Here is an 11,215-nt window from a genome sequence, read left to right on the forward strand (position 1 = left end):
AGCGGATATTTTTAAACTCGCTTAAATTCGTGCGTTTTACGATGCCGTTGCGAGTGAAAAATACGAGCGACTTGCTCGGATCAAAATCGGTCGTAGGGATGATCGCCATAATTTTTTCGTCCGCGCCGAGCTGGATTAAATTTACGACCGCCTTGCCCTTTGCGGTGCGCGAGCCCTCCGGAATTTTATAGACCTTAAGCCAGTAGAGCTGCCCGCGGTCGGTGATAAACATAAGCGTGTCGTGGGTGTTGGACGTAAAAAAGCTCTCGATGAAGTCATCGTCGTATGTCGTAACCGCCACGCGCCCCTTGCCGCCGCGCTTTTGCTTCTCGTAAGTCTTACTAGGCACGCGCTTGATGTAGCCGCGGTGAGTGATCGTAACGACCATATTTTCATTCGCGATAAGATCTTCGATGTCGATATCCTCGTAGTCATCGACGATTTCGGTGATGCGCGGGCATTTAAATTTATCCTTGATCTCCAAAAGCTCATCTTTGATGATACCTTCGATTAGCTCCTCGCTCTTTAGGATCGCGTCAAGCCGCTTTATCTCGGCTAAAATTTCTTTTAGCTCCTCCTCGATCTTTTCGCGCTCAAGTCCGGTGAGGCGGCTTAGCCTCATATCCAAAATCGCGCCCGATTGCGCCTCGCTGAGGCCGAATCTGCTCATTAAATTTTCGCGCGCGACGTTGGTGTCGGCGGAGTTTCTAATCACGTCGATCACTTCATCAATGTTATCTAGCGCGATCTTTAAGCCCTCCAAGATGTGCGCTCTAGCGCGCGCTTTTTGAAGCTCAAAAATCGTGCGGCGGATGATGACGGTTTTTCTGTGGTTCAAAAACAGCTTCAAAAGCTCTATCAGCGTGAAAATCTTCGGCTCCTTGCCGTCGATTGCGAGCATTATAACGCCGAAGGTCGCCTCCATCGTAGTTTGCTTAAATAGATTATTCAGTACGATCTCGCTCATCGCGTCGCGTTTAAGCTCGATTACTACGCGAATTCCGTCGCGATCGCTCTCGTCGCGCACCTCGGAGATGCCCTCAATCTGCTTTTCCTTTACGAGATCTGCGATCTGCTCGATCAGGCGCGCCTTATTGGTTTGATACGGCAGCTCGTCGATTACGATGACATCTTTACTAGCCTTTTTTTCGATATGGGTTTTAGCGCGAATTTTAACGCGCCCTCTGCCCGTTTTATACGCCTCGATGATCCCCTTTTTGCCATAGATGATGCCACCGGTCGGAAAATCTGGACCCTTGATCTCGTCCATGATCTCTTCTAGGCTTGCGTTTTTATTCTCAAGCAGTATCAAAAGACCGCCCACGAGCTCATCTAAGCTGTGCGGCGGGATATTCGTCGCCATTCCCACGGCGATTCCGCTCGAGCCGTTAAGCAGCAAATTCGGCACGCGCGCAGGCAGGACGTCGGGTTCGTTCAGGCTCTCGTCATAGTTCGGCACGAAATCGACTGTCTCTTTGTCCAGGTCTTTTAGTAGCTCCTCGGCTAGCGGCGTCATACGCGCTTCGGTATACCTCATCGCCGCCGCGCCGTCGCCGTCGATCGATCCGAAGTTACCCTGTCCGTCCACGGAAGGAATTCTCATCGAAAAGCTCTGCGCCATTCGCACGAGCGCGTCGTAAACGGCGGTATCTCCGTGCGGATGGTATTTACCGATAACATCGCCTACGATACGGGCGGATTTTTTGTAAGGCTGGCGAGAGCCCACGCCAAGATCGTTCATCGCATATAAAATTCGCCTATGCACCGGCTTTAGACCGTCTCTGGCATCCGGTAGCGCGCGACCGATGATAACGCTCATCGAATAATCAAGATAGCTCGTCTTGATCGATTCTTCGACGTCGATATCGATGATCTCCTGATTTTCAAACATATTTGATTGCATAAATATCCTTTTAAATTTTAAAGCGCGATTATAGCGAATTATTCTTTTGCATTAGCTAAAACCAAGCCGCACACGGGCATAAAGCCGCCATCGATCAAGCTCTCGCGCGCTTGCAGCATGCTAAGACCCGAGGTGATGATGTCATCTACCAGGATCACGGGGAATTTCGGCGGGGTTAAAATTTTAAAATTTCGCTTGTGTTTTAGGCGAAATTCCAAACTCTGCCCCGTGTATTTGACGCGGTTTTGCGCGCGCAGGCAGTGAAATGTAGGCTCCACGAGCTCGCTTTTTAGCGCGCGAGCTAAGATCGCCGTGTGCGAATAGCCGCTGCGAGCGTCATCATCCAGCGGCACGGCGTTAAATTTAAAAATTCCGTCCGTTTTAAACGTTTCGTAATTTTGCGGATTTGCTGAAATTTCGCGCTGCAGATGAAGCGGGAATTTCGCTAGGCTTAAAGAAGCTATGCGCGCAAGCACCGCAGCGCCGTATTCGTGATGTTTAGAAAGTATAAGCTCGCGAATTTCGGAGTAGCCGTAGTAGTAAAACACGCTAAAGCCCTCCACCTGCCGCATACTTAGGCGGCATTCGGCTAAATTTGCGGCGCAGGCGGCGCAGATCGTGCGCAGGCTAAACGCGCCGCAATTTACGCAGCGCATCTAAAGCGTAGAGATGATTTGATCGGCGGATTTTTTGACGATGTCGCCAAGCAAGCTTTGCACAAAAGGATTAAGCGATCTAGCCGTGCGAAGGGCGGTAAATTGGCTCTGATCCTGCGAAACGCGCTTGGTCGTAGTTTTGTTGCCCTGCACGATAGAGATCGCGATCTCGCCTCTTGCGCTCATATTTTCTTTCGAGTAGCCGTTGATCGCTGCCGAGATGCTTCTAATATTTACGGTTACGATATTCGGGCTTGCCGGATCGATCCTTACGCCGCGAGCCTCAAGCTCCGCGCGCAAAGCCTTGTCGAACCACGCCGAGAGATTGTTTTTTAAAAGAACTTCATCGACGAGTTTGCCGTCGTTGTCGTTTATAACGGCGATTACCATCTGATTTTCGCGCTGATCGTTGATCGCGTTGATATTTACCGACTTGCCGCTTACGGTCTGATCGGCCTTGGAAAGATACGGATTTAGGCTGATGACGCTGCTGGTTTGCGAGCAGGCGACAAAAAATAGCGCGAATACGCCGATTAAAAATTTTTTCATTTTTATCCTTTTTCTGAAATTCGGGCGCATTGTAGCACTAAATTTAAAATTTATAGATTTTTTTGTATCATTGTAAGATCAAAGGAGAAATTTTGCAAGCACTCGCTTTAAAATACAGACCCAAAAGCTTCGAGCAGCTCATCGGTCAAGACGCCGTCGCCAAAAGCCTCGCGCACGCGCTGGATTCGGGCAGGCTGAGTCACGCATATCTTTTCAGCGGACTTCGCGGCAGCGGTAAAACCTCGACGGCTAGGATTTTTGCCAAAGCGCTTCTATGCGATAAAGGCCCCACCGGCAAGCCGTGCGAGATCTGCGATAACTGCGTAATGGCAAACGAGGGGCGCCACATCGACATCATCGAGATGGACGCCGCCAGCCATCGCAAGATCGACGATATCCGCGAGCTTATCGAGCAGACGAAGTATCATCCCGCAAGCGCGCGCTTTAAAATTTTCATCATCGACGAGGTGCATATGCTCACCAAAGAGGCCTCCAACGCGCTTTTAAAGACGCTTGAGGAGCCGCCTAGCTACGTAAAATTTATCCTTGCGACTACCGATCCGCTCAAGCTTCCCGTCACGGTGCTATCGCGCACTCAGCACTTTCGCTTTAAGCCGATCGCCAAAAGCGCCGTCGTAGCGCATCTAGAGCAAATTTTAAAAACCGAAAACATCGCTTACGAAGAGGGCGCGCTTGAAATTTTAGCTCGCAGCGGCTCAGGCTCGCTACGAGACACGCTCACGCTCCTCGATCAGGCGATTATCTTTAGCCGCGAAGGCATCACGCAGCGCGCGATCGCCGATATGCTGGGCTTGCTCGATCCCGCTAAAATTGGCGAAATTTTAGACATCGTGCTGCGCCAAGACCGCGCGGGCGCGATCGAGATCATCAAAGAGGTCGAAAACTACAACGCCGAGACGATAATCGACGAGATGATCGCAAATTTAAAGGACAAATTCCTGCGACGCGACGCGAAATTTAGCCTTCTGATGTATGAGCGGTTTTTCCGCATTTTAGCGGGCGCTAAGAGCATGCTCGCCATCAGTCCCGACAACACCTACGCAATTTCTATGATGATTTTTATGATGATGGAGGCGGTAAATCTGCGCGAGATCGACGAGCTGATCGAGGTCGGCAGATCCCTGGATCAAGGCGAGGGCTATCCTTCCGCTTCGGCGCCTAATTTAAACGCGCAAAGCTCCGCGCCGAATTTTAGGTCAAATTTCAACCAAAGCGCGGCATTTGCGCCAAACAGCGAGCCGGACGGCGCGGCTTTTGCGTCAAGCGGCCAGGATAGCGGAATAAGCGGCGTGCCTAGCTTTACGACAAGTGCGAAACGTCCCGCAAACACGGCACAAAACTTCGGCGCGGCAAAGCAGAGCCTTGACGCAGGCGGCGAGATTAAACCGAGCGCAACGGCGCAGACTAAAAATTCTAGCCCGTCCGTCAAAACGGGCGCTCAAAATGAAATTTACGAGAATTTTTTAGCCAAAATTTACGACCGCGATTACGATCTAGGCGAGAAATTTAGCAAATGCATAGAATTTTTAAAGCTCGAGCGCGGCACATTGTATCTGCTCTCGCGCGCGCAGGGGCAGGACAGAGAGTACCTACGCAAGGGTTCGCGAGCGATCAATAGCGTGCTAAAATCGCTTTTCGGCGAGAGCGCGAAAATCAAAATCGAGCAAAGCGCGCCGCAGAAACAAGAAAATTTTGCGCCGAGCGGCGCGGAAAACTCTGCCCCAGGCAGCAAAGATAGCGCAGCGAATGGCAAAGCAAAAGATGGGGCGGGCGGCGCGGAAAAATCGCTTGAAAATTCTAGCGATACGACAAGCGATGCGCAAAATTCTGACTCGGGCGCAAGTAAGACCGCAAACTCCGAGCAAAATGAAATTTCAAACGGCAGCGAAAATTCTGAAAAAAATTCCGCGCCGAAAGCGGCAAAACCGAAAGAAAACGGCGCTAGTAGCGAGGGCGAAAAACAGCCGCCCAAGGACGATCTGCTAAGATCCACCGATCCGCAAAACTACGCCGCAAAGCCCCGCGATACGAGTAAGAGCGTGCGCGCCGCCAAGGCAGGTCTCGCCGAGCTCGCAAACGGCGCGCAGGACGGCAAGGAAATTTTAATCTCCGAGATGAATAGACTCTTCGGCGAGCCCACCAAAATCACGGAATAGCGCTCGCTGCGGATAAATTTACGCCGCATCGCGCGATTTTAAATTTTAAGCGTGCAAAAACGATATAGAAATTTACGCGGCGAAGCAAGCCTGCGCGATTTTAAAATTTCGGCTTTTTAAATTTTTACCCACTTCGCTCGGCTTTGCATCGGCGCTTGATCTTTCGAGACAAGCAGCTTCGGCGGGACGTGCGCAGCAAAGAGCCGCGCCTGCTCGCGCGAGCTTTGTGCGAACCCGAAAATAGCACAGGCTGGCGGTGAAATTTTTAAATTTTAACGTAGCTTTATTTTTCATCATGCGAGCTAAATTTTACGCACCGTCATTTTGCGCGCCCGAATTTTTACCACCTTGATTTTCGCCGCTTAAATTTTCAGCGCTCCGATCTTCGCCACCTAAATTTTGCGAGGCGGGATTTTGTTCGCTCGCAGCTTCGGCGCTAGAGTTTTGCGAAGCGCTTTTGTTTGGATTGCGATCTGAAATTTTATCTTGCGAGCCGAGATTGTGCTTCATCGTGCTTTGATCCAAAAGCTCTATTCGATCGAGCTTGCCGTGTCTTAGGCGTACCACTTTGTCGGCGAATTTACCGAGCTCTTCGTTGTGCGTGACCAAAAGCAGCGTCTTGCCCTCGCTGCGAAGCGTCTGAAAGAGCTGCAAAACCACGCGCTCGTTGGCCTCGTCGAGGTTGCCCGTAGGTTCGTCGGCGATGATGATGTCGGGATCATTGATGAGTGCGCGCGCGATGCAGACACGCTGCTGCTCGCCGCCGCTAAGCTCGCTAGGGCGGTGCGTGATGCGGTGTCCGAGCCCTACTTTCTCAAGTGCTGCCTTGGCGCTGTCCTCGTCCACGCAGCTGTGGTAGTATTGATTTAACATAACGTTTTCGACGGCCGTTAGATAGGGGATTAGGTGAAACTGCTGAAACACGAGACCGATCTTTTTGCGGCGAAATTCTAAAATTTGCTCGTCGTTTAGCGCGCTCGCGTCGGCTCCGCCTAGGATGTATCTGCCTGCGGTGGGGGTATCCATCAGGCTTAGGATATTTACGAGCGTGCTCTTGCCGCTGCCGCTTGGGCCCATTATGCTGACCCACTCGCCGCTTAAAACGGCGAAGCTGATATTATCCAGAGCCTTGACCTCGCCGAAGTATTTGCAGATGCCTTCAAATTTTAAAATTTCCATGTCATTCCCTTAATAGATTCGCTAAATTCGGATTCAGCGCCTTTTTGATCGGATAGTAGCTTGCCGCGAGCGCAAAAATCAGGCTCAGCGCGACCGCCGCAAAGAGGCTAATCAGCCTAAAATCCACGCTGCTTGAAAATATCAGATGCCCTAGTAAGATCGCGAGCAGGTATCCCACGAATACTCCCGCTAGCGAGCCTGCGACGCAGACGGTTAAAATTTCGCTCAGGATTAGGTGGAGCAAATTTTGTTTGCTCGCGCCGATTGCGCGGATGAGTGCGAACTCTTTGATACGCGAAAGCAGGATCGAGCTAAGGCTCGTGTTGATGCAGACCGAGGTGATCAGAAGGATCGTAATGCCGATAAGAAGCATCAAAAGCTTGATTTTGTTTAAGATGATGCCCTGGGTCTTGGATACCTTGCCGATCGGTGCGAAGCTCATCTGCGCATCGCTTAGGCTCTTTGAAATTTCGCTAAGCTGCTTAAAATCGCCGCTTACGATCGCTTCTGCGTAATTTACCTGCGCAGGCTGATTTAAAATTTTTTGCGCTAGCGGCAGCGAGATTAACAGCATGCCGTCCTCTTTCTGCCCGTCATAGACGATGCCTTTTATCTTTACCTTACTCGTTTCGTTTGAGCCGATCGGCGTGATCTCGATACTATCGCCGAGCTTCGCGCCCAAAAGCTTAGCAAGATCCTGCCCGATGAGTGCGTTTTTATCGTCGAAATCTACGCCTATAAACGAGCCCTCTTTAAGATCCAAAAACGGCATAGTATCGCGCAGAGAGGAGAAATTTACGCCCATGATGATGCCTGAGTTTACGCCTAAATTTGCGCTGCCGAAAAGATATTTATTCGCGCTTTTTAGAGCTGGAATTTTAGCAAATTTCGCATCGAGCGCTGCTTCGTCCATATGGGAATTTTCTAAATTTGCGGGGCTTACGATTAAATTTGCGCCGTAGCTGTTTAACTCGCTGGCGACCTTTTTATCGATGTCGGCGTAGATATTTACGAACGCCGCGCAAACTGCGCTGCCTAGCATGATCGCGACGAAAATCACGAAGCTGCGGATGCCGCTGTTGATGATACTTTTAAAGATCGCGCCTCTGAAAAACGCGCCGTTATTTCCTACCATAAAGCACCTCCGCAGGCAGTAGCTTGATCACTCCGCGTAGCGGCAGAATCGAGCCGATAATGCAAATAAGAAGTCCAAAAACGATGCTAAGCGGAAAAACCATAAGCGAGACGCCGATAAAGGAGCCAAAAATTTGATACGCGATCGCCCAGCTAAGCACGTAGCCCACGACTGCGCCCACGAGTGAGCTTGCTACGCAGATGACGAAAATTTCGGCGGCGAACTGGATATAGATCATAAAATTGCTCGCTCCCAGCGCCTTAAGCAAGCCGATCTCCTTTTTGCGCTTGTAAATTTCGCTGCTTAGCAGGCTCGTGATGCAGATGCTTGAAATCAGCAGAGATAAGATACTTACGACGCCCATTAAATTTTGAATTTTTTTCGTGATGCCGCTTTGAGCTTCGCTGACGCTAAGCACCGCCTTAGCGGTCGCGTTTGGATACTCCTCGGTGATTTGATATGCGATGGAGCTAACGTATGCTGAGCAGTACCAGGTGTCGTATTCTGTGGCGTCTAGATTATCAAGGCTCCTTCTTGCCTTTACGGACAGATCGTCTTCCGGGATCGTCATGGCGCTAACTTCTGCCTTGGCGATGAGGCCCTCTTTGTGCGTTAGCTTTTGTACCAGCGATAAATTTGCGATCAGCTTTTTGGCTTCATCCTCCGCGCCGTGTAAAATCCCAACGACTTTAACCTCATAATCTCCAAGCTTAACCGCATCGCCGATCTTAAGCCCTAGCGCGTCGCCTGCGAGCACCTCATCCTCGGCGCCGTCTTTTACCCACTGCCCCTCTACGCTCCAAAATGGATAGAGCGAGCGCACGCCCGATCTGAAATCAGGCTCGTCGCTAACGCCCACGTCCTTTTCAAAGTAGGTTCCCACGACGTCGTAATCTCCTGCGCGGGTAGTTAAAAAAGGCGCAAAGGCGGTGATATTGTTGCGCCAAAAAATTTCTTTGATCTTATGCAGCTCGCTTTCTTTTAAAAAATCATCGTTTTTAAGCGGAGAGTATTCGCGCCCACCGATCTCGATACTTAGGCTTTGCGAGCGCGGTAGCACTACGATATTTGAGCCGTAGCTGCGTAGCTCCTTAGCGACCTGATCGCCGATTTTTAGCGTGATATTTAGCATGCAAGCGATCAGCGAGACCGATAAAAATATGGTCAAAAACGCTAGAATTTTGCTATCCCTGGAGTTTAAAATGGAGGATTTGATGATGCGTAAAAACATTATTTAAGCTCCTTTAGCGTGCCGTTTTCATCTACATATCGCTCGGGGTGCGCGGTGAAAGCGTTTGCATTCGCTTCGCTTTCAAAAAAGTAGGTGCGTCCGTAGTAAAGATAGCTAAATTTAGAGGTGTTTAAAATTTCTTTTCTACTGACCGGATCGATCACCTTTTTATCCACGATCTCCGAGAAATAGGACGCGCCGTCCTCAATCGTCTTAAGCGCGATGACGATATTTTGCCCCTCTAGCTTATAATCCAGCGGGATCGGATTGCAGCCGCCAAGCTTGCCGACGCTCGGCAAAAATATCCGCACGTTGCAAGCGATGCAGATGAGCTCGTCGCCTTTTTTGATATAGCCCATATCGCCGCAGATCGAGCACGCGTCAAAAACCGCGACCGGGGCAAATTTGTCCGTGAAGCGGTTTAGTAGAAAAAACCTGACCTTGTGCCCGTCGTCGGTGACGTAGGCAAAGCGGTGCAGCTTGCCGTCCTTTACGATGTTTGCATCGATCACGAATTCCGCGCCTTGCGGCTCGATAATCTTAGGCTCATCGATCGTAGGCGGTTTTGAAGCGACCAAGATATAATAAAGCCCCAAAAAGCTGATTAGAATCCCAAGCGATAAGATCAGGCTAAAATCTCTAAAAATGGCAAATCTGCCCGCTTTAACCTCTCTAAATTTTATAATGTCCGCTTCGCGAGGCACTCGACTTGGCGCACGAAATGCCGTAAGCAGCGCAATTAGCGCGGCTATAAGGCAAAGAGCTAGCGTCAGATAGGAGTTGTTGTAATGGATGATTTTAGCGATGACGCTTAGAAACTCGGACGAGCCGATCGCGTTTGAAAGCCCTTCAAAACCCTTCGCAGCTAGCGCTTTGGGCGCGTCTGCCTGGCGCAGATCAAGGCCCAAAAAGCCGATTTTGGCGATAAAGGCAAACGCCCACGCGATGACGAATGACGCCAGCTTTGCACCTCTACTCGCACGCGCTAGAGCTGAGCGATAAATAAAATAGAATAAAATGAGCGCCAGCGCACCTAAAACCGCCATAAAGAGGTTGGTTAGGCTGAAGCTGTCCAGTAGCTCGCCGGAGAAAATTTTAAAATTCATCCCTATGAAGCGGTATTCAAATCCATACGTGCAACCAAGAGCAAAAAGAACGGAGGCGGTGAGATATAATCGCTTAAACTTAAACGCAAGCAGTAGCGCGAGCAGCGCTAAAAGTGCGAGCGCATCAAATACGATCTTGCCCGTATCGGCGTTTGCCGAGCGCGCAAATGTGCTAAAGCACAGCGCCCCGAATGCAGCTCCCAAAAGCGCGGGCAAAAACGATGCGCTGATAAAGCGCCTGTCGCCCAGATACGCGCTTAAAAATGCAAGCGGGAAAAGAGCCAAGCTTATGTGATAAAAAAATATCGTCATTAAAAATCCTCATCGAGCCTAATGCGCATAAATCGCCTATAATCGCTTAAATTTTAAAATTTTAAAACCTACGTCGTTTTGTAAATTTTAAAATTTCAAACCCACTCGCAAAAAGTCTGCAGCGATAAGAGCCGCCCGCAAAGAGAAATTTCGCCACGCTCTTGCTTTGGTTCTGTTTAATCCTTGCGGCGCGCTAAATTTAAAATTTTAAAATTTCAAGCCTCTTGAAATTTTAAAATTTTGCCGCAACTAAAAGATTCGTAAGCTTAAACGCATTAAAGCAAAAACGATGCGCTTTGGCTGCGGCGTAATGGCAAATTTAAACGGGCTAAAGTAACCGCCTTAAATTTAAAGCGCGCGGCTAAACCCAATACCGCTAGGGCTCCGCCGAAAACGAACTCGGCGGAGCCATCTATGATTTACTCTTTAGGAGCGCCTGTGTATTGGAAAGTGTATTTAACCGAGAACGGCTCCCACCATTTGCCTACGCCGGTCGCTTTATCTGCGTGGCGGCCGAATCCGTTGGCGCTTGGATTTTCGATGTTATAGGTTAGCTCGTAGTTGCCTACACCGTTTACCATCTTGATATTGGCGCCGTAGTGAGGACCGTCGCTAGCTACCATCGGCATGAAATTTCCCTTTTGAATCTTGCCGGTATCTAGGTTTTTAAGCACGTAAGCGATCTTTAGGTAAGGGATCCACTCGCCCTCGCCAAATCCGTTTGCGTTGCCTTTGATAGCGTGGATATCCGCCTCAAGGTGGATGTCCGCCTTGCTAGGAGCTAGATCGATGCCTTTAGGCTCCATATCGATAGGCTGAAGATACACAGCAGCGATCTCCATTCCATTTTGCTCAATCGGCTCGCCGATCGGATGCTCTCCCGCCATTGCTATAACAGAGGCTAGGCTTAGCGCCAACATACCTGAAAAAATCTTTTTCATCTTTTCTCTCCTTATTAAGATTTGTT

The 11,215-nt window shown here is 49.8% G+C and carries 9 protein-coding genes and 1 pseudogene; 1 reads left to right on the forward strand and 9 read right to left on the reverse strand.

Translation table 11 applies throughout. From position 1 onward, the window contains the following. The 3 genes from gyrA to Q0257_RS05140 all read right to left on the reverse strand — a co-directional run. Positions 1-1,891 (reverse strand): DNA gyrase subunit A (gyrA, locus tag Q0257_RS05130; RefSeq protein WP_298022403.1); only part of this gene is annotated, 1,891 nt, incomplete at its 3' end. A 50-nt stretch (positions 1,892-1,941) separates the two neighbouring features. After that, positions 1,942-2,559: a ComF family protein gene (locus Q0257_RS05135; protein WP_298022384.1), complete on the reverse strand. Its 618-nt coding sequence runs from the start codon at positions 2,557-2,559 to the stop codon at positions 1,942-1,944. Next, the gene (locus Q0257_RS05140) at positions 2,560-3,108 is read right to left on the reverse strand and encodes a YajG family lipoprotein (protein ID WP_297893992.1); all 549 of its coding nucleotides are present in this window, start codon (positions 3,106-3,108) and stop codon (positions 2,560-2,562) included. It abuts the gene before it with no gap. A gap of 92 nt (positions 3,109-3,200) precedes the next feature. Between Q0257_RS05140 and Q0257_RS05145 the strand changes: the two genes are divergently transcribed. Further along, positions 3,201-5,285, forward strand: a complete 2,085-nt coding sequence (locus Q0257_RS05145; protein ID WP_298022388.1) for a DNA polymerase III subunit gamma/tau — start codon at positions 3,201-3,203, stop codon at positions 5,283-5,285. 72 nt (positions 5,286-5,357) lie between these two features. Here the strand turns inward: Q0257_RS05145 and Q0257_RS05150 are convergent, their stop codons facing one another. The 6 genes and pseudogenes from Q0257_RS05150 to Q0257_RS05175 form a co-directional block, all read right to left on the reverse strand. Continuing rightward, complete coding sequence (locus Q0257_RS05150; RefSeq protein ID WP_298022392.1) at positions 5,358-5,579, reverse strand: hypothetical protein; 222 nt, start codon at positions 5,577-5,579, stop codon at positions 5,358-5,360. Positions 5,580-5,825: 246 nt separating this feature from the next. Further along, a pseudogene (locus tag Q0257_RS05155) lies at positions 5,826-6,464 on the reverse strand (ABC transporter ATP-binding protein); the annotation flags it as partial. A gap of 1 nt (position 6,465) precedes the next feature. After that, positions 6,466-7,599, reverse strand: coding sequence for an FtsX-like permease family protein (locus Q0257_RS05160; protein WP_005869323.1), 1,134 nt, complete (start codon positions 7,597-7,599; stop codon positions 6,466-6,468). After that, on the reverse strand, positions 7,586-8,830 hold the full coding sequence (locus Q0257_RS05165; protein WP_298022397.1) for an ABC transporter permease: 1,245 nt from the start codon (positions 8,828-8,830) through the stop codon (positions 7,586-7,588). The genes Q0257_RS05160 and Q0257_RS05165 overlap by 14 nt, the downstream gene beginning before the upstream one ends. Beyond that, positions 8,830-10,248, reverse strand: a complete 1,419-nt coding sequence (locus Q0257_RS05170) for a Fe-S-containing protein (RefSeq protein ID WP_298022400.1) — start codon at positions 10,246-10,248, stop codon at positions 8,830-8,832. Before Q0257_RS05170 ends, Q0257_RS05165 begins: the two co-directional genes overlap by 1 nt. A gap of 419 nt (positions 10,249-10,667) precedes the next feature. Further along, positions 10,668-11,189 carry an iron transporter gene (locus tag Q0257_RS05175; RefSeq protein ID WP_005869331.1) on the reverse strand — a complete coding sequence of 174 codons (522 nt, stop codon included), beginning with the start codon at positions 11,187-11,189 and terminating at the stop codon, positions 10,668-10,670. Between the last annotated feature and the right edge of the window lie 26 nt (positions 11,190-11,215).

The sequence above is a fragment of the uncultured Campylobacter sp. genome (assembly GCF_938018035.1).
Classification (GTDB): Bacteria; Campylobacterota; Campylobacteria; order Campylobacterales; family Campylobacteraceae; genus Campylobacter_B.

What these genes read in the sequence shown, in the direction of transcription:
- Q0257_RS05135 (WP_298022384.1), bottom strand. Translation starts at nt 2,559, where the DNA reads ATGCGCTGCGTAAATTGCGGCGCGTTTAGCCTGCGCACGATCTGCGCC.
- Q0257_RS05140 (WP_297893992.1), bottom strand. Translation starts at nt 3,108, where the DNA reads ATGAAAAAATTTTTAATCGGCGTATTCGCGCTATTTTTTGTCGCCTGC.
- Q0257_RS05150 (WP_298022392.1), bottom strand. Translation starts at nt 5,579, where the DNA reads ATGAAAAATAAAGCTACGTTAAAATTTAAAAATTTCACCGCCAGCCTG.
- Q0257_RS05160 (WP_005869323.1), bottom strand. Translation starts at nt 7,599, where the DNA reads ATGGTAGGAAATAACGGCGCGTTTTTCAGAGGCGCGATCTTTAAAAGT.
- Q0257_RS05165 (WP_298022397.1), bottom strand. Translation starts at nt 8,830, where the DNA reads ATGTTTTTACGCATCATCAAATCCTCCATTTTAAACTCCAGGGATAGC.
- Q0257_RS05170 (WP_298022400.1), bottom strand. Translation starts at nt 10,248, where the DNA reads ATGACGATATTTTTTTATCACATAAGCTTGGCTCTTTTCCCGCTTGCA.
- Q0257_RS05175 (WP_005869331.1), bottom strand. Translation starts at nt 11,189, where the DNA reads ATGAAAAAGATTTTTTCAGGTATGTTGGCGCTAAGCCTAGCCTCTGTT.